Genomic DNA, 25,493 nt, shown 5'->3' with positions numbered 1-25,493 from the left:
GAAAGAATTATTCATTATTAATTATTCATTCTTAATTTCAACTTACAAACAACAACGATGAAACTAAATAAGCTTCTTTTATTATCCGGCCCGATGATCATTGCGATAGCATTGTTTACTGCCTGTAAGAAAAAAGACAATGAGGATATTACCAACGCTGTAAATAAAAACGGATCTGTTGAAACATCCGTAACCGTTCAACACCTCGACAGTACACACGACATACTGCTGACCAAACACACGGTATGGGTTCACAACAGCGAATTTAAACATGTAGAATACCGCGACACTGTACCGGCGCTCGGCATGGAAACCAAAGAAGCGGAAAACAGTGACGGCGATACGAAGAAGGTAACAGTGAAAAAGGATTATGAAATATTTATTACAATAAAATAGTGAATGGTCAATGGTGAATAGTGAAAATATGAGGTCTTAATTTTTTATCGATTATCCATTAGCGCTGGATATACATACTTTGGATTCACTTTAAACCTTCGCAGATTTGACTATTGGCTATTCACTATTGACTTAAAAAATAACGAATGAAAAAAAGTAGTACCGTTAAGCTCATTCTCATCACGGCAGCTTTGGCAAGTTGCAATCAGAAGAAAAAAGAACCCGAATGGGGAGAAGGGAGCAAAACATACGTTCGTGGCGACAGCACTGCTCCATACACCCGCACCCATTACGGCCACGGTGGAAACGGCCTGCTAACGGCTGCTCTATGGTATTATGCCTTTCGCCCATACGGCAATTACAGCAACGGAAATTATACCAGGGCAGGATATTATTCCAGCGCCATTTCCCAGCGTTCCAACATCGGCTCCAATGGTTTCAAAGGAAGCGTAACCAGGGGCGGATTTGGAAGAAGCGGCTATAGTGTAGGCGGATAATAATCTATGATGTATGATCTGGTGATGTATGATCTATGCTCCTCCCTCGTTAGGGAGCCGATCATAGATCATACATCACCAAATCATAGATCTTAGATAATACACATCATACATCTCACATCATACATTTTATGAATCGCATCAATACAACTCCCCGCAACCACTGGCAAAGCGCCGTAGAAAAACTCGGCTTCGGTTTTCATACCAGCGATGTGCCTTACTGGGATGAATCTGCTTATTATACATTCACCTCCGGTGAAATAGACCAGCTCGAAAAAGCTACCACAGCCCTCTGGGAAATGTGCCTCGAAGCAGTGCAACACGTGATCGACAACAAGTTGTATCCGAAGTTTCACATTCCGCAGGAATTTATTCCATACATTGAAAAAACCTGGAACGATGATCATCCTGCCATCTATGGACGCTTCGACCTTTGCTTTAAAAACGGCCAGGTGAAATTACTGGAGTTCAATGCCGATACGCCTACGAGTTTGTATGAAGCCGGTATCGTACAATGGTTCTGGCTGCAGGACTTTGACAAAAGCAAAGATCAGTTCAACAGCATTCATGAAAAGCTGATCGCTTACTGGAAGTATCTTAAAGTATACCTCAACCCCGGCAAGCTGCATTTCACCTGCCTCAAAGAAACGCTCGAAGACCTTACCAACAACGAGTATATGCGGGATTGTGCCATCCAGGGAGGACTTGACACCAAACTTGTATTCATCGACGATATTGGCTGGGAAGCAGAAACCTCGCAGTTTGTAGACATGGAAAACGAATCCATCACCAATATTTTCAAACTCTATCCTTGGGAATGGCTGGCGAATGAAAGTTTTGGTAAAAATATTTTAGCCGACAGTAACCAGGCTTTCTGGATTGAACCTGCGTGGAAAATGATCCTGTCGAATAAGGCGATACTACCGGTATTATGGGAACTATTTCCCAACAACGAATACCTCCTGCCCGCTTATTTTGAGAACAACGGCATGAAGGATTATGTAAAAAAACCGATCCTTTCGAGAGAAGGTGCCAACATAGAAGTGGTGAAACATTATGGCACTATCGAAAAAAGCGACGGCGAATATGGTGAAGAAGGTTTCATCTACCAGGAACTATTCGAACTACCTGATTTTGATGACAACTTCCCTGTCATCGGCAGCTGGGTGATCGGACAGGAACCGGCAGGAATGGGTATCCGCGAAGCAAAAAGCCTCATCACAGATAATAAAAGCAGGTTTATTCCTCACCTGATCGTTTGACAAAATTTATTCAATAAAAAACGGGCTGTTCATCACGGCCCGTTTTTTATTACTCCTGTTTTCTTTAAGGTTTGATATTCACTTTTTTCATTTCATTCCTTCCAAAAAATGTAGGATAATACATCAGCTCCGCTTTGGCCGGATTGATATTGTATACCCCATTATATCTCGGCGCCAGTTCTATTTCAAATGTTTGAATGCCCTTGCCTAAAAATTCTTTAAAGATCATCACTTTGTCTTTGGAGGCTTCCCGATATTCATACCAGTTCTGGTCATTTTTGTCCGAATAGATACAACCCGCCGGTATCGGCACTTCCAGCATCACATATTCCGATTCTTTGAGCACATTCACTTCCACCACCATTTTTATTTTCTCGCCGGATTTTATTACCTGTTGCTTTTGTCCGTTCTTAAGGAAATAAGTGTTGATGATAAAATTATCTGTCACTGGTAGCGGATCAGCTACAAACATTTTTTGATAAGCGGTGAGATAAACTATTCCGCCGCCCCGTTTATCAAAATTCAGATTCCTGATACCTGTATTCCGCCATTTGATCTCAAAAGGAAATTTGTTGATGTTAAACACCGTGTCTCCTGAAACACTTACTATCGCTGGTTTTGTTATATCAGTCCGGGTATCCAGCGCATCCTGCAAAATGGCGCCAACGATACTTGCCGACTCTACCGTATTTGCCCAATAGCCGCTTCTTCTCCTTTCTAAAAAATACTGGATGATACCACCTGTCGACCTTTCAAAACCGGGTTCTTCCTTCAGCACTTTAAAGGCCAGCACCGTAGTCGCTATTTCATTGTTCGACCAGTTGTAGGTTTGTTCGCCCCAATAGATCCCTCCCAAGATGGATAACTTTTTCCTGCTCATCAGTTCTTCCAGCAGGGAAGCGTGCGCCATTTTTTGCCGCTGCATGATCCGCAGTTTTTGCCATTTTGCATACATCCCGATAGAATCTGCATTGATCTTTTTGAGCCAGGTTTCAAAATTCATTTCGTGTTGGCCCTCACTTAAAGTGAACAGCGCAGCCATCAGCCGGTCTTTTCTCAATGATGGGAGCAGATTCTGAAGATACAGGAAACCGTTCCTGATATTGGTTTCCACCAAAGGATTGCTCCTGTAGCTCAACAATACCTGCAGGATATAATTCGTCACTTCAAAATTTGCTTTACCATTAGGCCACCACGACCAGCCTCCATCATACAACTGTGCCTTCTGTATTTTGGCCAGCAACTGATCCGCTAACTTCTGCTCGGTAAAATCTTTTTTCAAAAGTCCGTATACCTGTTTTTTCAACGCCAGGCCTTTCAGCTTGGAAGTGGTTTGCTCCATACATTGATGAGGATAGTTTTTCAGATGCTCGAGCTCATCCAGCAATACATCCAGCGTGTTATTTTGCGCATAAATATTCAGCCCTGATGCATTGGGCGACAATTTAAAATTCACCGCGGTATCTTTTTGCAACACCCAAAAATCACCCACGGTTTCTTCCGTCCCTTTTTTCAATACAGGCAGTTTCCTTTCCTCCCCATCCTTAAACCCGGTAGTACTTTTGAGTTCGTAGCCGATGCTCAAAGTGTCTTTTCCGGAAGTATGGATCAATTGCTGATCGATATGCGCATCGGATGGAGAAAGATCCGTTTTATTTTCCGACAACAGCTGGTCATTCAGTTTGAATGACGTGGAGATGCTGTATTTATCTTCCGTATAATTAGATGCTTTACCAACCACGTAACAACTATCCCCTTCGGTGAGGAACAATGGCATGTTGAGCTGTGCCACCATTGGTTTGTAGGATCGGGTCAGCATATACGTTTTCCCGACGCGGTTCTTTTTATCCATCGCAAAGACGTAATTTTTCCAACCGGTGATGTTATCCGGGTAGGTAATTTCAAACGAGGCATTTCCATTTTTATCTGTGATCATATTAGGCTGCCAGAAAGCATAATCGCGAAAAATTTTCCGGTCTGTTTTTCTTTTTGTGGTCACCACAATTGCTCCATTGGCTGCTTCAGGACCGTATATCGCAGAAGCTGACGCAGCACTCAGCGTGAGCATTTCTGCAATTTCTTCAGGATTCAAACTCCCCAGCGCACCCATTGGTGTTATGATGCCATCAATGATCAGTAAAGGATCCGGGTTTCCTGTAAGGCTTCTTATTCCTCGAAGATTGATCCTTACGCTATCGAAAAATCCATTGTTAACGGATGTTATATTCAAGCCGGCAACTCTTCCCTGCAAGCTTTGTGTTATATTGGTACCGATGTCGAACCCATAAGCTGAAATAGTTAAGACAGAATATGCCAGATCTTTTCTTTGGCGTTGTATGCCCAAAGAAGTGACTACCACTTCCTGCAATGATTGTGATGAGATGAGCAGGCTCACATTTATTTTTACGGGTAATTCATTGTTAATATCAAGCTTTACTTTTTTTGCCATGTAACCTGTTGCAGAGATCACCAACGTGTAATTGCCTTTTTTAAGATTTGAAAAATAATAATTACCCTGCGGATCGGTAATGCCTGAAGGTTTATATCCTTCGAAGGTCACCAGTGCAAAAGGTATCGGGCCACCAGACCTTCCATCTATAACATTCACCGTAAGAGTTGTACCCCCACCTGGCGAAACGATCATTCCCGAAGGCATCAGCGAAACTGGTTTTTCAACCGGCCGGATCGGTTCATCGTCTTTTTGCCTTGCCAACTCTTCTTCACGGGCGGCATCTGCATACAGCTGTTCAAGCAAAGCATTCGCCGCGGAAAATATGGGATGGCGCATATCCTCCACCTCCGTTCCATTGACACTTATAGCGACATTCTTTTCGGCGATAGAATTATTCCACGTAACAAGTAACAGGCGATATTGTCCGGGATCGAGGTTAAAAACTGTGTAACTATACATATTGGAAATGATGATCGCTTTACTGCTATCAGCATGCTTAAGTATAACATATCTTATGGTTGAATCGCGGGGAACCTTGATCATCAGTTTGCCCGTACCTGCTCTATGAAAATCATACGTGAACCCGGATGTTACTCTAAGGCTTCTCAAAAATGTGGACATTTTCTCCGGCGCAAAACGGATCACAGGCGGAAACATAAGCGTATCGCCAATTTTAAGCAGCGGGTATCTTACAACAGGCAGATAAATTTTATTCTCCTGTGAGACGAAAAAATTTCTTTTTTCAAGGCGTGTCACTTTTTTTGACAAACTATACTCATACCCTGGTTCAAATTTGAAAGCGATATCAAATTTTGTAGAATCGAAAAAATACAGGCTATCTCTTTCGAATGGTCCGAGTATATGCAGATCGCCACCATTCAATACAGATACGTTTCTACCCTGCCACACAGAAGCGCCGGGCATTTCCTTGCCACGCAGCCGCCAGATGCTGTTTTCGAGCAACTGCATTTCATCTTTGCTCCAATATGAAGTAACGTTTTTTACGGTTGAATTTGCGGGAAGGTTATCCAGGTCGAACACAAGATCGTGTTTGAAACCAGGCTGTATATAAATACTGTCGAGTTTTATCTCCTGGTCTTTGGTACGGATCACAAACTGTGCATACCCAGGGTATACTTCGAAAGCGTATCTGGAAGTATCCGTAACACCGTTGTAATACCTGAACTGCCGGTTGATATGAAGTAAATAAATTTCCTGCAGAAGGCCATCTTTCACGAGATTTACGGACACCTGCGGAATAAAATCGTGGAGTAAGGTCATCTCATCCTTAAAACCATTTGGAGGAAATAAAAACTGGTAATACAGCATACTATCGAGCCCGAATTTTTTGATCCATTTTTTATTATTTGCCAGCAGGTCAGAAGAATAAGGAAGATCCAGTTCGGTTTGTTCAAAAGGTGGATACTCAATATATTTTTTCCCTCTGTAAGTCACCCGGTAGCCGGGTTCTTTTATTTTGATATCCTTGCTCAATTGGTTGTTGTACCCCACTGCAGTAAGGTTCACATCTGCTGCGGGCCTTCCTTTATAATCGGTTACAGTTACTTTTACAGAATCCTTCTCACCGGGAAATATTTTATCTTTTGCATCGATTTTTACAGCCAGTATTTTATACAATAACCCAATGGAAGTCTCCTCTTTTTTCTCCCGCCCGTTCCACATATATTGCCAGCGCACGCTGTAATATTGCCGGCGGTCACTCATGATCTTTATCCAACGGATACTTTTATCCGATTGTCTGCCAGTGGCAATAATTTTTTGTCCATCCAGTACTGTATAATAAACCGGCACCTGGTATGGGTTATCCAAAATGAACCCAAGCGTATCAGCGCTGCTGATGCGATTAAACCCAACAAGATACGGGGAAGGCTCGAATGTGTTACCGAACGAACTGCCTGCTTTGTACCTAAACTGATAAGTTTCCGCGAGGCCGTTAATTTTTATGGTGGCCGGAAAATTTACCGGCTCTTCCTTTTGATCCCCCGCCTGCATTATTCCCGATACAGGCACACTCTCGCCATTCTCCAGGTATGCGACATAGACGCTGTCATTTTTTTGCTTCGCAAATATCTGCCTGCTGAAATACTGGTAAATGACAGACTCCGTTTTTTCCTGCACCTCATTGCTGGAATTGATAAATCGCAAAACCGCACGAATAGAAAGATCCGCCTTTGGCAAAATACCTGTCGGTACTACGAATTTTGTATCGCCATCTGCAGAAAGTTTTGTCCTCAGCCGATATAGCGTATCCGGCACAAAAACCGTGTCCTGGTAGGTTTCATTTATTCCCGATGTCTCAAGCAGCAATTCCGCATCGGCATCCAATACGTTCAATCCATTGGCATCTTTGGCGGAGGCAAAAAAACGGAGTGTATCCTGCCGGTAATAAGTTGGTTTTTCCGACCGGAAGCTGGTGGAATTAATCTCATCCAACACATAATCTTCCACTTTAAAATCTCCCGTCATCAGATTTTTCCCCGCGGTATTTTTAAATATCAACCTGTATTTTATGCCTGAAACCAACGTATCCCTTAATACGAATTCGCTGAAATAAGCTCCTGGCGTAGCTGGTTTGAGGCGTGTGAGCAACTGTTCAACATTTTTTCCCTGATGAGAATACTCAAGATAGATATCTATACTCTTATTGTATTGTTTTGACCTGTTATCCAAAAGATAGCTTTTAAATCTGACCGTATCTCCAAGTTTGTATTTCGGCTGATTAAAGATCATATACCCGTTCATAGAGAAATATTTCTCCTTCGCATTTTTATGCCTGAATAAAAGACTCAATTGCCGGGGAACCCAATTCAATACCCTGTAAATTTTTGTACGATGATAATTTTCTCTTATCTGTTCAGAAACCGGCTTGATATATTGATCATCATTGAGCTCTATCGCCGTGTAAAGTGTATCTGTAGCGGTATACACTTTTATCACCGCCTCGTCTTTTTTTCGGTTTTTCAACCAGAAGGTTTTTGAAGACGGATCGGCCATCAATTCTTTATTATCCATGAACATCCTCACCTTCTCTACCGGTTGTCCTTCTTTGTTGCGCACATCCAGCTGCACGCGATAACGGTTGTTGATGGTGATGAGCCGCAGATCGCTGATATTTAAAAGATCGGCCTGCACATAACTTTCCCTGGTACGCATGATCACATAATTGCCGACAGGAAGTGTTGATTCATCAATAGAATCCGCGTGGAAGGTCATCACCGGAACAGCTTCTTCAAATCTTTCCATCGGTATCGAATCCCATTTCATGTATTGCTCCGCTTCAGCTGCAGATATCTTATACGCGAAGGCCTGCCAGCTGGCAGTACGTAACTTCCTGAGATCTTTCTGCGAAAACCCGGGTAGGGAAAAAAACAATAACAATACGAACAGAAATATTCTCATAAACAGGTTAAAAGGGTAAATGAATGCGGGTAATATTCAACAGAGGGAAATTTACGCGTAAAGGCTGCATGAAATTTATTATTTAAGAAAAAAACAGAACTTCATGCTGCAATCACAATGTTTGAACAACAATAATCATCATGGCATACGATCTCCAGCTGGCCGAAAAGATACGAAATCATTTGTCGGGCATTCCGGGATTAAAAGTGGAGGAGAAAAAAATGTTCCGCGGGCTTTGTTTTATGGTAAACGGGAAAATGTGTGTGAATGTAAGCGGCGAAAATATAATGTGCCGTTTTGATCCGGAGTTGCTGGAAGTTATTGCCGAAAGAAATGGTTTCGGGCCGATGATCATGAAAGGGAAGCAATTGAACGGGTATTGTTATGTGCATCCTGTTGGTTACAAATCGAAAAAAGATTTTGATTACTGGATGAAGCTATGTCTTGATTTTAATAAAAAAGCGAAGGCTTCGCGGAAATGATTTTCTGACCAATTCTTTTTTGAATTTCAATATTTGTTGAGCCTTCCACACATCGTACCTACGGCACGAATTGAAACGATTTCATCGTTTCTACCCACACCATGTTCCTACAGAACATACCGGATTACAGATGTTCCATAGAACCCGGATGTGAATGTTCCGTAGGAACATGGTATGGGTAGAAAAATAATTTATTATTTTTTCCGTGCCGTAGGTACGGGTTGTGTTCCGATTGCACAGCTGCCCTTTTATACAAAATCCTTTTGCTTCGTAACATTGCTCTTCGCTCCGCCAGGAAACATGATCGTCAACAGCACGAAGATTAACAGGAAATTAAATTCCACACCATTCCTTCCTCCGCCTACCACAAACCAACCTTCGGGATAATGCACCATGATGATGCCCGCCACCAGGATGATGATGGTAATGGCACATGCCCACTTCACCAGTTTTTGCGCCAACAGGCAAACAGCAACCACCACATGCGAAATTTTGATGGCCCAGGCCAATGGAACACCCAGCGGCGCAAAGCCCTGCTGATCCAGGTAAAATTTACCGAAATCGTGTACGCCATTGTTGAACATGCCACCCAATCCGTGCACCAGCAGGATCACAGCCACGGCAAGCCGCAGCAGGAAGGTATTGTTGAAAAAAATCATTCCGTGAAATTTAAATGACCACATGATTGACTCTTTTTCACGCAAAATAGCTGCACACCCGCGTTTGCGCCATTCTTCTCAGCCCGAAAATCAATATTTCCCTATAAACCCTGCAAACTTTATCTTTGCTGACTAATTTAATACTAAAAGATGTTTCGTACACACACCTGCGGCCAGTTAAGGATAGCCGACACCAACACCACAGTAACCCTTGCCGGATGGGTTCAGACAGTTCGTAAATTCGGATCGATCACTTTCGTGGATCTGAGGGACCGTTATGGCATTACCCAATTACTTTTTTCGGAAAGCCTCAATGCCGAACTGGATGCCAACCCATTGGGACGCGAATTTGTTTTGCAGGTAACAGGCACCGTCAACGAGCGCAGCAATAAGAACAATAATATCCCTACCGGCGAAATTGAATTGCTGGTCACCACTTTCAGGATACTCAACAAATCCATGACCCCGCCGTTCACCATCCAGGATGATACCGATGGCGGCGATGACCTCAGGATGAAATACCGTTTCCTCGACCTCAGAAGGAATGCGGTGAAAAAGAACCTCGAGCTGCGTTATGCAACGGGAAGGAGTACACGAAATTACCTGCATGAAAACGGGTTCATGGACATCGAAACCCCTTTCCTCATCAAGAGCACGCCGGAAGGTGCCCGGGATTTTGTGGTGCCCAGCCGCATGAATGCAGGTCAATTTTACGCGTTGCCGCAAAGCCCGCAGACTTTCAAGCAGCTATTGATGGTAAGCGGTTACGATCGTTATTACCAGATCGTAAAATGTTTCCGCGATGAAGACCTTCGTGCCGACAGGCAGCCGGAGTTCACCCAGATAGATTGTGAAATGTGTTTTGTAGAACAGGAAGACATCCTCAACATGTTTGAAGGACTGGTGAAACGTATTTTTAAAGATGTAAAAAATATCGATTATACCGATGTGGTGGAACGCATGACCTGGGAAAATGCGATGTGGACGTATGGCAATGACAAACCGGATATCCGTTTTGACATGAAACTGACCAACCTGAAATTCCCCTCTTATACATTCCCGCAGCAGCAAAACATTTCATCGCTGATTGATGGGGTGGATTTCAAAGTATTTGATGAAGCGGAAACAGTGATCGCTATCGTAGCGCCGGGTTGCAGCGAATATACCCGCAAACAAACCGACGAACTAACGGAGTGGGTTAAACGCCCGCAGGTGGGCATGAAAGGATTGGTATTCATCAAATGTAATGCTGACGGCACTTTCAAGAGCAGCGTAGATAAATTTTATTCCGAAGAAAAATTAAAAGCCATTGCGGAAGCGGCCAACGCAAAAGCGGGGGACCTCATATTGATCGTGGCAGGGGCGGAAGAAAGAACCCGTAAAGCCGCCAGCGACCTGCGTATGTACATGGGTACCAAGCTTGACCTGCGCAAAGCTGATGAATTCAAACTATTGTGGGTACTGGATTTCCCGCTGTTTGAATACGCAGAAGACGACAACCGCTGGGTAGCACGTCACCATCCGTTCACATCGCCGAAACCGAGCGATATCGAAACGATGATCAACAATAATCCGGTGATTGAAAATCCTGCGGAATACCTGAAACATCCTTATGCCAACATCAAGGCGAACGCGTACGATATGGTATTGAACGGAAACGAGATCGGCGGTGGCAGCATCCGTATTTACCAGAAAGAATTGCAACAGAAAATGTTTGCGGCGCTTGGTATGGATGAAGAAGAACAGCAGCACAAATTCGGCTTCCTGCTGGGGGCTTTCGAATATGGCGCACCGCCGCATGGTGGTATCGCATTCGGCTTCGACAGGCTTTGCTCTATCCTTGGGGGCAGCGAAAGCATCCGCGATTTCATCGCGTTCCCGAAAAACAACAGCGGGCGTGATGTGATGATCGATACTCCAAGCACCATTGACGACAAACAGTTTGATGAGCTGCAGATAAAACTGGATCTGAAAGCCTGATATATAACAACGCTCTGCATTGAATCAATCAAGCATATGTTAGCCCTCCCGGTAACTCCGGGAGGTTTTTTATAATCAGACAATTTTCATGAACCGTAAGCTTGCCATAATATTCAGTCTACTAATTATCCTTTCGATGATCATTATGGAAGCATGGATGTTGTGGCCAGAGATCCATCTGCGCTATCCCGCCCGTCGGAGCCATACAAAACTGATCACTTTTTTGTGTTTTATTTCTACCGGGTTCTTCTTTATCTTCTATCACACCGGTTTTCTTGTAATGCAGAAGAAAATAAAAGGAAATATCAATATGCCTTCCCGAAATTTCGCTGCCAGAATCGTGACAATAGGCTTTGGAATATCCATTTTTTTATGGTTTGTACTATGGCTGATCGTCTTGTATTTTTAATTGATCGAAATGAAAAAAGGCTTATTGGGAAACGCCTTGCTCATGAGTATGATCTCTGCATTGATTTTTATGAATTGCTATGTCCGGGTATACTCGTTCAAATCGGAAAAGAAAAGTGTGGCAAAAATATTGGATGAAGAGATAGAGCATATCGGTAATAAACTTTTATAAAACGTATTTTTATTTTCGTTAACGTAAAATTGAATACCTTTTAATAATAAATTTCCACAATGAAATTATTCCTACTTTCTTTTGCACTGCTAAATCTAATTGTTATCTCATCCTCCTGCAGTAAAGATGATGTGGCTACAGGCGGTGGCGGAGCAGTAATCAATTACGATGTAGCTTATGGCTCCGATTCAAAACAAAAGCTGGATGTACATCTCCCGGCAGTGCGGTCATACGATACCACCAAAGTACTTATTATGATCCACGGTGGTGCCTGGAGCGAAGGAGATAAAACCGATTTCGCCGCTTACATCGATACGCTGAAAAGAAGACTCCCAAATTATGCCATCTTCAATATCAACTACAGGCTTGTTTCTACTTCCGGCAATCTTTTCCCTACCCAGGAAAATGATGTGAAAGCTGCTGTGGATTTTATTGTAAGCAAACGTGCGGAATATAATATCTCCGATAAGATGGTCTTGCTGGGAGCCAGTGCCGGCGGGCACCTTGCTTTGCTCCAGGGTTATAAAAATTCGACGATCAAACCCAAAGCCATCGTGAATTTCTTCGGTCCGTCGGACATGGTAGATATGTATAACAATCCTGCATCTGTATTTGTACCGGCATCAGCCATCGCTTCTTTATTTGGCGGAACACCGGCCTCAAAAGCAGATCTTTATTTTTCTTCCAGCCCCATCAATTATGTTGCGGCACAAAGACCGGCTACCATTACATTACAAGGCGGAGTTGATCCGCTGGTGAGGCCTGCTCAGCAAACGGCTTTGCAAACCAAACTTAATAATGCCGGCGTCACCAACGAATATGTTTTTTATCCGACTGAATCGCATGGCTGGGTCGGGGCAAATCTTGTCAACTCATTCGACAGGATACAACTCTTTTTGAAAGCAAATGTGCAGTAAGACTCCTCATGAAATTTTTGTTCAACATACTATGCCTGTTATTTTTATCGACACCCGCCTTTTCGCAGCTGTATTTTAAAGGGGCCCTGAAAGCCAACCAGGAAAAGCTTTACCGCAACCTTGTGCAGCGATCCATCAACAAAAATCTTTCACTGCCGCTGAATGATTCTACAGAAGAAAACTGGCAGGAAGCTTTCAATGCATTGGAAGTTACCCGTTATCAATCCATGTGGGTGGATGGCCGGATCGATAGCGCCGCTGAATGGATGCATACACGTTCCATTACATTCCAGCGATCCGCTCTCGAACTCCTGTATGCACGTTACCCGGAAAAATATTATCGCCCGGTAAAATTTCTTCTGCTGGGTACAACAGATGCAAAAACATTTGCGCTTTGCGCAGAATACATCCTGCAATCTTCACACGCCAGGGAAGACCTTTCTTTTCTCTCGGTAAAGACAAAACAATTTTCAGACAGCTTGCCTGGCAATCCCATACCCGAACAGCTGGCTTATCGTTTGTCGCATTGGGGAAAACCGGAAGTGTCGCCTTCATTGCAACCATTTTTTCAAAAAGATTACCTGCCCGGAAAAGTGCTCGTGCTGAGCCTTCAGCGAAAAGACCGGAATTATCCGGGCATAGTGATCGTACGGGACCGGTATGGAAATTTTATCAGGGACAGCCTGGGCAATCTTTTTTCGGTACCGCAGCTAGCGCTCAGCAACAACGGGCTTCCCGGCTATCTCAGCAACGGCAATACACCTGAAGGGATTTTTCGCATGAAAGGGTACGATGTCTCTCGTTCCACTTTTATCGGGCCAACCGTGAACATCCAATTGACAATGCCGTATGAAAGATCGCCGAAGCATTTTTATGCGGATTCGTCCATCAGCGATACGAGCTGGAATATCCGTCGTTACCGCAATCTATTGCCCGACGGCTTTAAAGACCATTACCCGCTCTATCAAAGTTATTATGCCGGTATGGCGGGGCGTACCGAGATCATTATTCATGGCACTACACTTAATCCCGATTACTATATCCGTCAGCCTTATTACCCCATGACACCGACTCAGGGCTGCCTCACTTCCAAAGAGATATGGGATGGCGAAACCGGCAGAAGGAGTGAGAGCGATCAGCAATTGCTGATCAATGCCATGATAAAAGCCGGTGGCGCCGATGGGTATGCGATCGTGATCAATATCGGCGATGAGAAGCAGGCGGTAACGGTTGATGAAATTCTCAAATACCTGAGGTAGTTTTTATTGTCAGCCTGAGCTTGTCGAAGGCTATTAGAACTCCGATTGCCTTCGACAAGCTCAGGCTGACAGTAGTTTCAATTCACACTTTCTTATTCCTTATTTCCCATTCCTTATTTCGTATTTTTGTGTTATGAACCTTCCTCCTTTGGCAGAGCGCCTTCGTCCCACTACTTTAGACACGCTGATCGGGCAGCAACACCTGACTGGCAAAGGAAGTATTTTGCGGACTGCCATTGAAAACGGCAAAGTGCCTTCCATGATCTTATGGGGGCCGCCGGGTGTTGGCAAGACCACTATCGCCAACATCATTGCGCACACTTTACAACAAAAATTCTACACGCTCAGTGCCATTTCTTCGGGGGTAAAAGATATCCGTGAAGTGATTGAAGAAGCGAAGAGCACCAATGGCGCCATACTGTTCATCGATGAGATCCATCGTTTCAACAAAGGCCAGCAGGATGCTTTGCTCGGTGCCGTAGAAAAAGGCATCGTGACGTTGATCGGCGCCACAACAGAAAATCCTTCGTTTGAAGTAAACAGTGCGTTGCTGAGCAGGTGCCAGGTATATGTGCTGAAAGCATTGGATCAAGCGGCGTTGGTGGAACTGCTGAATTATGCTCTCGCGAATGACCCTGTATTGAAAGAATATAAGATCACGCTGAAAGAAACGGAAGCGCTGATAAATATTTCCGGTGGTGATGCAAGGAAATTGCTGAACCTGCTGGAACTCGTATCGGAAACCCTGGGTAAAAAAGGGGTGATCACCGATGAAGCTGTTATGGAAATTGCGCAGCAAAGAATTGCTTTGTATGATAAACAAGGCGAACAGCATTACGATATCATTTCCGCTTTCATTAAAAGTATGCGGGGCAGCGATCCTAACGGCGCCGTGTACTGGCTGGCGCGAATGATCGAAGGTGGTGAAGACGTGAAATTCATTGCAAGGCGCATGCTCATCTTTGCTAGCGAAGACATTGGCAATGCCAATCCGAATGCGCTGTTGCTGGCTACGAGTACATTCCAGGCGGTAGCGATGATCGGTTACCCCGAAAGCAGGATCATCCTTTCGCAATGTGCCATTTATCTTGCCACATCTGTAAAAAGTAATGCCAGTTATATGGCCATCGGCGATGCATTGGCTGCTGTTCAGAAAAATGGCGATCTGCCCGTGCCTTTACACCTGCGGAATGCCCCAACGAAGCTGATGAAAAATATGAACTATGGCAAGGATTATAAATATGCTCACAGCTACGAAAATAATTTTGTGATACAGGATTTTTTACCGGATGAATTGAGAGGCACTGTTTTTTATTCGCCACAGAAAAATGCAAGGGAAGAGGAACTGAGAAAATTTTTGAAGGAACGGTGGAAGGATAGATACGGGTATTAGCAGGTACGTGCCTGTGGCGCGTACTTGAAGGGTTTTAGATTTAATTGGTACGTGCCTGTGGCGCGTACTTCCATGGTTTTGGAGGGTATCCCCGGAGAATGAACGCCCCTTCACCCGCAACCCGCAATACTAAAAAAATGCATTTGAATGAACCAACGTGACATACAAACCCGGCAGGACATAGAAACATTCATCCGCAGATTTTATGAAAAAGTGGTGGTGGATGAAACGATCGGGAAAATATTTACAGAAGTTGTGCCGTTGGATTGGGAACATCATATTCCATTGATCACTGATTTTTGGGAAACAATTTTGCTCGACCACCCGGTGTACAAAAAAAACGCGATGGAAGTACATTATGCGATCAACCGGATATTTCCATTAAAGAAAGAACATTTTGATGCCTGGCTGAAATTATTCAATGAAACGCTGGATGAACTTCATGAAGGCGAAGTGACTACGCTGGCAAAAAAGAGAGCTTCCGGAATTGCGGGGCTGATGCAACATAAAATGAACAACGATAATCCAATCATATGAACGAGATCAACTGGCAGTTAAAATCATTTGAAGAACTTACCAATCTTGAGTTATATAAATTACTTAAGGCCCGGAGTGAAGTTTTTGTGGTAGAACAAAATTGTGTTTACCTCGATACCGATAGCAAAGACATCGCTTCTTACCATCTTTGCGGATGGGTGGGCGATGAGCTGGCGGCTTATGTAAGGATATTACCGGCAGGACTGGCTTTTGAAGAAGTAAGCATCGGCCGGGTTTTAACGCATCCATCGTTCCGCAGCAAAGGGATGGGCAAATCGCTGATGAAGGAAGCCATCGCCCAAACGGAAGCCCTCTACGGCAAAGTGCCGGTACGCATCGGGGCACAGCTATACCTCGAAAAATTTTATACGGAGCTCGGTTTCAGGCAGGTAAGCGAGCAATACCTGGAAGATGATATCCCGCATATCGAGATGCTCTTGTCAAAATAATACTACGCAAATACAATATTTCATCACAGTCTGCGTTTTTTTACAGATGTTGGTCTAATAATCAGCATCCTATCCAATTTCTGTAGAAAGACAAAATGATTCCTGATGAAATCAATTTTACCCAAAACTAGCGGGAGACTGCTGCTGTTGGTTGTATGCACCTTCATGCTGACAAAAACCCACGCCCAACATTTCGTTTTTGGTGGCGAAAAACTAAAAGTGGAAGCCGGTCTCAACTTTGGCCCTACTTTTTTCCTTGGCGATCTTGGTGGCCACAGGGGTAAAGGCACCGCATTTCTCAAAGACCTGAATCTGGAAGTAACGCAACTCATGAAAGGTGGGTTTATCACTGTATACCCTAATCATTGGTTGGGATTGCGGGTGGCCGGACAATTTACTTATGTGGCAGGAAGGGACAACCTGATCAAAACCGACGGTGAAGATGAGTTGTATAGAAAGTCGCGTGACCTTGATTTCAGAAGTAATATGTGGGAAGTATATGGTGCAATAGAAATTTATCCCACCATGCTTTTCAGAAAATATGATGATTATGATCCAAGATTGAAACCGTATGGTTTTATCGGCGGTGGTATTTTTCATTTCAATCCGCAAGGTTCGCTTACAGATGGCAATGGTGTAAAAACCTGGTACGACCTGAAACCCTTGCGTACAGAGGGTCAGGGCATGACTGAATATCCAAACAGGCCCGAGTACAAACTCACGCAGTTAAATATCCCGATGGGGGTCGGCCTTAAATATGATATCAGCGAAAAAGTGACGACCGGCATTGAATTATTGTACAGAAAAACATTTACGGATTATATCGATGATGTGAGCACCACTTATATCGACCCTGCTTATTTCCAGAATTATATGTCGGCTGCGGATGCTGCTATCGCAAGAAAGATACATGATAAAGTGATCGCGGGTATTTACCCGAGTTCGCAAAGCAGGATCGAACCAGGTACACAGCGCGGGAACGCCACGAACAACGATGCTTATTTTTCAGTACTGGCAAAGATCGGCATCCGGTTGGGTTACACCAGCAATGAAGATAAACGGATGAGAAAACAAACAAGATGCCCTCATTTCTATTGATGATAAATGACCCTATAAACTTTTCATAATGAGTTGAAATATAAGCGCAAGGTATACAACAGAAGGTTAACCCCCGGGAAGTGCAACATATCTTTTCAGAAGAATGGTTGATACCCCTGAAACCACACTATTAAAGCTTTCGTTACTATGCTTTGCCTTATAAATTTCAGAGTTGATTAAAATTGAATCCACGGAATACGAGCCGTGGATTTCTTTTATCACAGATTCGGAGGATTAAAGGCGATTGCACAGATTACGTCGTGAAGCTCGAAGCTGATTTAACGCATTGAAATATTCACACATTCCCCCATTGCCCTATTCATCCACTCATGGCCTCCAGCCATTTCATTACACTCACCCCTTCTTCAGCCGTATTCGGATTGCTTCCATTACCCGAAAAATAATTCACTACCTGCTCTATCATCGGCTGCTGCACATGTTGCAATTCATCGAAGCTGTACGTTTCCGGTTTACCATTGACGTCCACAAAAATATCGTTGCTGCCAAAAGCTGAAAAACGTAGCGAACCATTGGCTCCCACGATCTTTATTTCATCTTCTTCCTTTGCTGCCGCAAAACACCAGGTGCCGCTGAACAGTGTACCAGATGTAAAGGCTATTTGTCCACTCACGATATCCGCTGCGCTGTAAATGCCCGCCTGATTTTTCGCTGTCCCATTGACCGTTTCGGCTTCGCCAAAATAATACAGCATCAGGTCCAGCTGATGTGGGGCGATGTCGTGAAACAGGCCACCGCCGGCAATCGTAGCATCTACCCTCCAGGCTGTCTTCGGCACCGAAAGTTCTTCGGCCGTCAATGCTTTTCTGCAAAATGTCAATTGCACAAAACGGATATCGCCGATCACATTTTGCGCCAGCAGTTCTTTGATCTTTTTAAACTTTGGCTGAGCACGCCTGTAATGCGCCACTGTGAGCTTTACATTATTTTCTTTTGCAAGGGCAGCCATTTCTTCCGCTTCAGCCACATTCACACTCATCGGTTTTTCCACGTATACCGGTTTGCCTGCGGCAAGCGCCAACAGGCTGAGTTCTTTATGCGAAGATGGTGGTGTGGCGATGTATACCGCATTCACAGCAGGATCGTTGATGAGATCATCCGCATTACTATACCATGCGGGCACCCCGTGCCTCCGTGCATAATCAGCGGCCTTTTCTGCATCGCGGCGCATCACGGCCACCAGCGATGAGCCAGGCACTTTATTGAATGCGGGACCACTTTTCACTTCGGTTACGTCGCCGCAACCGATTATTCCCCACTGAATTTTTTGCATGGCAAAAAATAATTAAAAATTAAAAATTAAGAACGCGCCGCAGGCACGTTCCTACATAAATTAATGACAGTTGAGGATTTCACCTTTCACCATTCACGATTTCATTTCCTCCATCACATATTTTCCGGTGAAGCTGTTTTTGGTGTTCTTCATCTTTGCGGGGGTTCCTTCATACAACACGGTTCCGCCGCCGCTTCCGCCTTCGGGGCCGATATCGATGATATGGTCGGCTACTTTGATCATGTCGAGATTGTGTTCGATCACCAGTACGGTATTTCCCCTGTCAACCAGTTTATTCAGCACATCCAGCAGATGGCTGATATCCTGAAAATGCAACCCGGTGGTCGGTTCATCCAATATGTAAAATGTTTTACCGGTATCACGTTTGCCAAGTTCGGTCGCCAGTTTCACACGCTGCGCTTCGCCACCACTGAGGGTTACGGCACTTTGCCCCAGCGTGATGTAGCCAAGCCCCACTTCCTGCAGCACTTTTATTTTCCGGTAAATGAAGGGTACTGCACTGAAAAAATCTACCGCATCATCCACACTCATATCCAGCACATCGCTGATGGATTTCCCTTTGTAACGTATCTCCAGTGTTTCCCTGTTGTATCGTTTTCCATTACATTTTTCGCAATGCACATGTACATCCGGGAGAAAATTCATTTCTATTACCCGCATGCCACCGCCTTCACAAACATCGCAGCGACCGGTCTTTACATTGAAGGAAAAACGGCCGGCATTGTATCCACGGATCTTGGCTTCGGGCACTGCCGCAAACAGCGTACGGATATCCGTAAAGAAACCGCAGTAAGTTGCGGGGTTGCTCCGTGGTGTACGCCCGATCGGGCTCTGATCGATCTCGATCACTTTATCAATATTTTCCAGCCCTTTGATACTCTTGTAAGGCAAGGGCTGCGCTTTTGAATTATAACAATAGGTTGCCAGCAACGGGTAAAGCGTTTCGTTGATAAGCGTACTCTTTCCACTGCCGCTCACACCGGTGACCAGCACCAGTTTTCCCAGCGGAAATTTCACCGACACATTCCGAAGGTTGTTGCCGCTGGCGCCATTCAGCTCTATGAACTGCCCATTTCCTTTCCGGGTTTCTTCCGGCAGGGCTATCTTCTTTTTGCCGCTAAGGTATTGTGCGGTATCCGAGTTTGACCTCAATACTTCTGCCGGAGTGCCCGCCGCTACTATCTGTCCGCCGTAGATGCCTGCACGCGGACCGATATCCACCAGGTAATCTGCCGCCAGCATGATATCCTTATCGTGCTCTACTACCAACACACTATTGCCGATATCGCGGAGGTTTTGCAGCGCACTGATCAGGCGCTGGTTATCGCGTTGATGCAGGCCGATACTCGGCTCATCTAAAATGTAAGTGATACCCTGCAGCTGCGAGCCGATCTGTGTAGCCAGGCGGATACGCTGGTATTCGCCGCCACTGAGGCTTCTGCTGGGGCGATAAAGTGTGAGATAGGTGAGTCCTACATTCAACAAAAACTGCAACCGTTCCCTGATTTCTTTCAAAATATCTTTCGCGATCGCATTCTGTTTTTTATCCAGTCTTTTTTCAACTCCATCAAACCAATCGAATAATTTATCAAGATCCATCTCACTCAGCTCCGCGATATTTTTTTCATCCACTTTAAACCAAAGGCTTTCTTTTTTCAACCTTGTTCCATGGCAGGTATCACAGGATTTCAACTGGAAATATTTTTCCACCCAATCCCGCATAGCATCTGTGGTGCTGGTGCTGGCGAACCAACGTTTTACCATGTTTACGATCCCTTCATACTCGGTAGCGTAGTAGATCGGGCTATCGTCTGCAACATCCATTTCCACTTCGGAAGCTTCCGTAGCATCTATTTCTTCTTTACCATATAATAATATGTTCAGCGCTTTGGGCGGAAGATCCCTGATGGGTTTATCGAGGTTGATCTTATGTTTTTTTGCCAATGCCTGCACCTGTTTAAACACATGCGCTTCACGTTCCTCCCCCAGCGGGAGGATACCGCCATCTTTTACACTTACGTTATGATCAGGTATCACCGCATCCATATTGATCTGGAAAACCGTTCCCAGGCCTTTACACACAGGGCAGGCGCCATACGGCGAATTGAAGGAAAATGCATTGGGGCTTGGCTCTTCATAACTTATCCCGGTATCGATACACATGAGCTGCTTGCTGAACTGCACTACGCTATTGTCGTCGTTTACCAGGAGAAATAACAGGTCTTTGCCCAATTGCAATGTCTTCTGCACACTCTGGCTCAGCCGTACTTTCATATCATCCGTCACCGCCATCCTGTCTACCACCACTTCTATATCATGTATCTTGTAACGATCCACCTGCATGCGGTCCCTGAGGTCGAGCACTTCGCCATCGACCCTTACTTTGAGGAACCCTTTTTTACGTACATCTTCAAAAAGTTCGCGGTAGTGGCCTTTGCGCCCACGCACCAGCGGTGCCAGCAGGCTGATCTTTTTATTTTTAAATTTCGAAAAAATGGATTGTACGATCTCCTCTTCGCTGAACTTCACCATTTTTTTGCCGGTATTGTAACTATAAGCCTCTCCCACCCTTGCATAGAGCAAACGGAGAAAATCGTATATCTCGGTAATGGTGCCCACAGTGCTTCGTGGGTTTTTATTGGTAGTTTTTTGCTCGATGGAAATTACCGGCGATAGCCCGGTTATCTTATCCACATCGGGGCGCTCCATATCGCCTACAAACTGCCGGGCGTAGGCGCTGAAACTTTCCATATACCGCCGCTGGCCTTCGTTGTAAATGGTATCAAATGCCAGCGAAGATTTCCCGCTGCCACTCACCCCGGTGAAAACCACGAGCTTGTTTTTGGGAATGCTGATATCGATATTTTTGAGATTGTGCTCTCTTGCACCAAACACTTCAATAGTGTCGTTGAGATTTGTTGTTGAGGGGGTTTCCCTTTTTTTTGTTGCCATTTCTTACTCCTTGGAGTAAAGATACGAAGAAGATTTTGCTAAATTCTTTATCAAAATGCAAATTTTTTAAGCAGTTGACCTCCCATGAGTTGACATCTATTGAGATATCAACTCATGGGAGGTCAACTCAAAATACCAGCACTTTCCCCTTCGGTCTATAAAAAAGCAATTGCCCCTCCAGCGATACGATGGCAACATCGTTCTTAAAATCTTTGATGAGTTCATATTTGCATGGGATCACTTCTTTACCATCCAGATACCCCCGCTATTGACAAGGTTGCGATACGTATATTTTGCAAGGGCTTCCGTGAAAGGCTCCACCCAGTTTGTTTATCTGTTGGAAAGAAAATTTTGTGCACCAGGTCGTAACGGCCTTCCGGCTTTTGCTGCGCAAAAGAAGATGCTCAGATATTCAAAAAGAAAAAATAAGCAGGAAAATTTTCATTCTGGTAAATTTTGTCGCGACTGCAAGCTTCGCAAATAACAATTTAGAGAATAAAAGATTTATAACGCCGCCTTTATGACAGGGAATAATAATTCCGCCCAGCGGGCATATTGTTTTCCGGATGGGTGTAAACCGTCGCTGGCCTGCAAAGTGGGGTCTGTGGCCCCTTCGCGGGAAATAGGGGTAATATCGGTATAGTGCACATTAGCCGCCAGCGAAATGGTTTTATTGGCTGCATTGAACTGGTCGATCTCCATCGCTATCCGGGCCTTATCCGAGTTAGAAGCAAAAGGTGTAACGCTGTAATCCGGTATGGATACCACAAATACATGATCCGGTTTGCCTGCCGCGTAGGTGATCGCCATGGTCAGCAGCTGCTGAAATTGTGCTTTGTATTCATCCAGGGAACGCTGCTGATATTGATTGTTGACACCAATAAGCAACGTAACGATATCGTAGTTGGTGGCAGGAGGATTGAGTTGTAATGCCGACAGCAGGTTCGCAGTCGTCCAGCCGGTAGTGGCCACGATCACCGGTTGTTTTACAGGTATGCCGGCATTGATCAGCAGCCTCGCAGCCTGGTAAGGAAAACGTTCGTCGGCTGTCACCGATTGCCCGATAGTGTACGAATCCCCGAGCGCCAGGAAACTTTTACCGGTGGTGGGAAAAGCCACAGGGGCGGTGGGGGCAGTTGGTGTTGTGGGAACTGTTGGGGTAACGGGTGGAGTATAAACCTGCCGTACAGGATCGGGAGATTTTTTACAGGCCGATAAAATGAATAACAGGATCACCATGGCCAATGGCAAAACTGTGATCATATGTTTTTTAGCAATACTCATACCCTGGTATTTTTGTAAAATACGTTTTTAAGGGGATAAAAGTTCACTGCAGAAATGAATAAAAAACTTCATTCGCGGCGGGCTGTGCCCGAATTGATTTCCAAATTCACTTTTGGCACAGATTTGTGCCAAAATCAAATGACAGTTTAAATCCTGGCACAACATCAGATAAATCTATGTTTCAGAATGTATTACCTTACAAGCAGCAATAAAATCGTTCTTCACGTTTCAAACTTATGCCTATGCTTTTCAACCTGTTTGGCAAAAAAGAAAGAAAGATAAATTTTACAGATATAAATTATATGAGTGCCAAAGCCAAATGCGAGGCTGTGCTGCGGCTGGCTAAGCAAGAACCTGGTACTATCTTCCTCGCCTGGTTTCCGGATACTGCCATGAGCTACAAACAGGCATTCTCACGGGAAGGAATACCCGAAAGCCGCATTCTCGAAACCCGGCAGTTCCACAGCGCCAAAGTAGCCGGAAAAAAGATCGTATTCCTGGAGCACCACCCTTTACCCAGCAAAGAAACAGCGTTGGTGAAAGATCTTGAAGAAACACATTTCAACGTATACAATTCGCTGGATGAGCCGTTGTTTGCTGTATTCGGCAGCGACCGTATTATCGACCTGATGAAAAAAATGGGTCTCAAAGAAGATGAAGCCGTATCGCATACCCTCATTTCAAGATCAGTGAAAAATGCGCAGGAAAAGATCGAAAAGAAAGTCAGCCTCGAAATCCCCGCCAACTCCCAGAAGGAATGGATGGACAAAAATGTGAAGTAGGTTCGTGCCTTCGGCGCGAACAGTTACGCGACGCAGATCTTTATGATGGTTATGATATGTTATGATAAAAAACAGGTCTTAACTGATCGTAACCATCATAAAGATCTGCGTTGCGTCTTTATTTTTTTTGCTTCAGCAAAAAAATAATTATTCCGCAGAACCCTTGCCCATCAAGGGTTTTAAAATATTCCCGGCAGCCTTTTAATAAATTTTCACAAATTTTATTTGGCAATCTGAAAATTGTGCTGCTATCTTTGCAGCAGTTCTTTACAACATTACTTATCAAGAAAGGTGGAGGGTTATGGCCCGATGATACCTTGGCAACCTGTTGCAGACTCCGGTTTGAAACAAGGTGCCAATTCCATCCTGACGAAAGTCGGGAAAGATAAGTCAGATACACAGCCTTCAAATATTCAAACATATTCAAAGCTCATCTGATCTTATCGGATGAGCTTTTTTGTTTTATACAAAATCCTCTTCCGGTCTGCTTCTTCATCTTTCTGATACAAATCATAACAAAAATAGTTTAAATCAGAAACCATGAGCACAGCTACAGAATTGATCCACAGCATCCCCGTAGACCCGTTAACAGGAAGCATCAGCGTTCCCATTTACCAGACGAGCACTTTTGTGCAGGAAGCGCCCGGCGTAAACAAAGGGTATGATTATGCCCGTTCCGGCAATCCTACCAGGACGGCATTGGAAGACATCATCGCGAAGCTGGAAAAAGGCAGCACGGGTATTGCGTTTGGCAGCGGACTGGCAGCGATAGATGCGGTGTTGAAATTGCTGAAAAGCGGCGACGAGATCATTGCGGTAGATGATATTTATGGCGGCGCTTTCCGTTTGTTTACGCAGGTGTACGAAAAATTCGGCATCACTATAACCTACGCCGACAGTACGGATGCAGAAAATATTTTCAACGCGATCACTCCGGCAACAAAACTCATCTGGCTCGAAACTCCCACCAACCCTACATTGAAGATCAGTGATATCGCGGCAATAGCCAAGATCACAAAGGCCCATGCCTGTTGGCTTTGCGTGGATAACACTTTTGCTTCACCCGCCTTACAACAGCCTCTCACGCTGGGAGCTGATATTGTAGTGCATAGCGCTACAAAATATCTTGGAGGCCATAGCGACCTCATCGCAGGATTGGTGGTGGCAAAAGATCCTGAACTGGGAGCCAGAATAAAATTCATCCAGAATGCAAGCGGGGCCATACTTTCGCCATTCGATAGCTGGCTGGCCATCCGCGGCATCGAAACACTGCACCTGCGCCTGAAACAACATTGCATCAATGCACAGATCGTTGCGGAATTCCTGGAAACACATCCCCAGGTGGATAAAGTGTTTTACCCGGGATTGAAAACGCATCACAATCACGAGATCGCCCAACAACAATCGAAAGGTTTTGGCGGCATCGTTTCCTTCACATTGAAAAACGATACACAGGAAGCCGCCACTGCTTTTGTAACCAGCACAGAATTTTTCAAGCTCGCCGAAAGCCTTGGAGGCATCAAGAGCCTGCTTTGCCATCCTGCACAGATGACGCACAAATCGATCCCAACCGAGAGGAGAAGGCAGGGAGGCGTTGCCGATAGCCTGATCAGGCTTAGTGTAGGGCTGGAAGAAGTGGAAGACCTGGTAGCTGATCTGGAAAAGGCTTTCAGGAAAATTGAATCAATAGAAATAAAAGAAAATAAATTCTCAAACGAAATAGCGTAAGGTTTAGAGATTAGGGTTTAGGATGTTCTACACCCTAATCCCTAATCTCCTCCC

Annotated in this window: 20 protein-coding genes and 1 riboswitch; of the genes, 14 read left to right on the top strand and 6 right to left on the bottom strand. The window is 44.6% G+C overall.

Annotated features, from left to right (window positions below):
* Positions 1-57: 57 nt before the first annotated feature.
* The 3 genes from EGI32_RS12605 to EGI32_RS12595 all read left to right on the top strand — a co-directional run bounded on the left by EGI32_RS12605 (position 58) and on the right by EGI32_RS12595 (position 2,155).
* Complete coding sequence (locus tag EGI32_RS12605; protein ID WP_255155717.1) at positions 58-396, top strand: hypothetical protein; 339 nt, start codon at positions 58-60, stop codon at positions 394-396.
* A 146-nt stretch (positions 397-542) separates the two neighbouring features.
* Entirely contained in the window at positions 543-893 is a 351-nt protein-coding gene (locus tag EGI32_RS12600) for a hypothetical protein (RefSeq protein WP_255155716.1), read from the top strand.
* A 131-nt stretch (positions 894-1,024) separates the two neighbouring features.
* Positions 1,025-2,155, top strand: a complete 1,131-nt coding sequence (locus EGI32_RS12595; protein ID WP_255155715.1) for a glutathionylspermidine synthase family protein — start codon at positions 1,025-1,027, stop codon at positions 2,153-2,155.
* A 64-nt stretch (positions 2,156-2,219) separates the two neighbouring features.
* On the opposite strand, the gene EGI32_RS12590 is transcribed toward EGI32_RS12595, so the two are convergent.
* Positions 2,220-8,027 (bottom strand): carboxypeptidase-like regulatory domain-containing protein, encoded by a 5,808-nt coding sequence (locus tag EGI32_RS12590; RefSeq protein WP_255155714.1) that lies wholly within the window; start codon positions 8,025-8,027, stop codon positions 2,220-2,222.
* Between the two features lie 140 nt (positions 8,028-8,167).
* Between EGI32_RS12590 and EGI32_RS12585 the strand changes: the two genes are divergently transcribed.
* The gene (locus EGI32_RS12585; protein ID WP_255155713.1) at positions 8,168-8,509 is read left to right on the top strand and encodes a TfoX/Sxy family protein; all 342 of its coding nucleotides are present in this window, start codon (positions 8,168-8,170) and stop codon (positions 8,507-8,509) included.
* Between the two features lie 248 nt (positions 8,510-8,757).
* Here the strand turns inward: EGI32_RS12585 and EGI32_RS12580 are convergent, their stop codons facing one another.
* Positions 8,758-9,168 (bottom strand): DoxX family protein, encoded by a 411-nt coding sequence (locus EGI32_RS12580; protein ID WP_255155712.1) that lies wholly within the window; start codon positions 9,166-9,168, stop codon positions 8,758-8,760.
* A 150-nt stretch (positions 9,169-9,318) separates the two neighbouring features.
* Between EGI32_RS12580 and aspS the strand changes: the two genes are divergently transcribed.
* The 8 genes from aspS (at position 9,319) to EGI32_RS12540 (ending at position 17,381) form a co-directional block, all read left to right on the top strand.
* The gene (aspS, locus tag EGI32_RS12575; protein ID WP_255155711.1) at positions 9,319-11,148 is read left to right on the top strand and encodes an aspartate--tRNA ligase; all 1,830 of its coding nucleotides are present in this window, start codon (positions 9,319-9,321) and stop codon (positions 11,146-11,148) included.
* A gap of 418 nt (positions 11,149-11,566) precedes the next feature.
* Positions 11,567-11,728 (top strand): hypothetical protein, encoded by a 162-nt coding sequence (locus tag EGI32_RS12570; protein ID WP_255155710.1) that lies wholly within the window; start codon positions 11,567-11,569, stop codon positions 11,726-11,728.
* A 59-nt stretch (positions 11,729-11,787) separates the two neighbouring features.
* Entirely contained in the window at positions 11,788-12,645 is an 858-nt protein-coding gene (locus tag EGI32_RS12565) for an alpha/beta hydrolase (RefSeq protein WP_255155709.1), read from the top strand.
* Between the two features lie 8 nt (positions 12,646-12,653).
* Entirely contained in the window at positions 12,654-13,904 is a 1,251-nt protein-coding gene (locus EGI32_RS12560) for a hypothetical protein (RefSeq protein ID WP_255155708.1), read from the top strand.
* A 133-nt stretch (positions 13,905-14,037) separates the two neighbouring features.
* Positions 14,038-15,297, top strand: coding sequence for a replication-associated recombination protein A (locus EGI32_RS12555; RefSeq protein WP_255155707.1), 1,260 nt, complete (start codon positions 14,038-14,040; stop codon positions 15,295-15,297).
* 147 nt (positions 15,298-15,444) lie between these two features.
* Positions 15,445-15,834, top strand: coding sequence for a group III truncated hemoglobin (locus EGI32_RS12550; protein ID WP_255155706.1), 390 nt, complete (start codon positions 15,445-15,447; stop codon positions 15,832-15,834).
* Positions 15,831-16,283, top strand: a complete 453-nt coding sequence (locus EGI32_RS12545; protein WP_255155705.1) for a GNAT family N-acetyltransferase — start codon at positions 15,831-15,833, stop codon at positions 16,281-16,283. The genes EGI32_RS12550 and EGI32_RS12545 overlap by 4 nt, the downstream gene beginning before the upstream one ends.
* 105 nt (positions 16,284-16,388) lie before the next feature.
* Positions 16,389-17,381, top strand: a complete 993-nt coding sequence (locus tag EGI32_RS12540; RefSeq protein WP_255155704.1) for a hypothetical protein — start codon at positions 16,389-16,391, stop codon at positions 17,379-17,381.
* A 319-nt stretch (positions 17,382-17,700) separates the two neighbouring features.
* Here EGI32_RS12540 and EGI32_RS12535 read toward each other — a convergent pair whose 3' ends face one another.
* The 4 genes from EGI32_RS12535 to EGI32_RS12525 all read right to left on the bottom strand — a co-directional run bounded on the left by EGI32_RS12535 (position 17,701) and on the right by EGI32_RS12525 (position 22,929).
* Entirely contained in the window at positions 17,701-18,672 is a 972-nt protein-coding gene (locus tag EGI32_RS12535; RefSeq protein ID WP_255155703.1) for a Gfo/Idh/MocA family protein, read from the bottom strand.
* Positions 18,673-18,765: 93 nt separating this feature from the next.
* Positions 18,766-21,645: an excinuclease ABC subunit UvrA gene (gene uvrA / locus EGI32_RS12530; protein WP_255155702.1), complete on the bottom strand. Its 2,880-nt coding sequence runs from the start codon at positions 21,643-21,645 to the stop codon at positions 18,766-18,768.
* Positions 21,646-21,772: 127 nt separating this feature from the next.
* A complete protein-coding gene (locus EGI32_RS21365) occupies positions 21,773-21,886 on the bottom strand; it encodes a WG repeat-containing protein (RefSeq protein ID WP_369681658.1) in 114 nt (37 codons plus the stop codon).
* Between the two features lie 263 nt (positions 21,887-22,149).
* The gene (locus EGI32_RS12525; RefSeq protein ID WP_255155701.1) at positions 22,150-22,929 is read right to left on the bottom strand and encodes an SGNH/GDSL hydrolase family protein; all 780 of its coding nucleotides are present in this window, start codon (positions 22,927-22,929) and stop codon (positions 22,150-22,152) included.
* Positions 22,930-23,171: 242 nt separating this feature from the next.
* Here EGI32_RS12525 and EGI32_RS12520 point away from each other — a divergent pair, with 242 nt between their 5' ends.
* Entirely contained in the window at positions 23,172-23,711 is a 540-nt protein-coding gene (locus EGI32_RS12520; protein WP_255155700.1) for a hypothetical protein, read from the top strand.
* Positions 23,712-23,987: 276 nt separating this feature from the next.
* Positions 23,988-24,103: riboswitch (SAM riboswitch) on the top strand.
* Positions 24,104-24,251: 148 nt separating this feature from the next.
* Complete coding sequence (locus tag EGI32_RS12515) at positions 24,252-25,439, top strand: PLP-dependent aspartate aminotransferase family protein (protein WP_255155699.1); 1,188 nt, start codon at positions 24,252-24,254, stop codon at positions 25,437-25,439.
* The last annotated feature ends 54 nt before the right edge of the window (positions 25,440-25,493 follow it).

Origin of the sequence: Ferruginibacter sp. HRS2-29 (assembly GCF_024343615.1) — a bacterium.
Taxonomy (GTDB): Bacteria; Bacteroidota; Bacteroidia; order Chitinophagales; family Chitinophagaceae; genus Ferruginibacter.
Note: the sequence above shows the minus strand (reverse complement) of the source record. Positions and strands in the feature narration are given on the sequence as shown.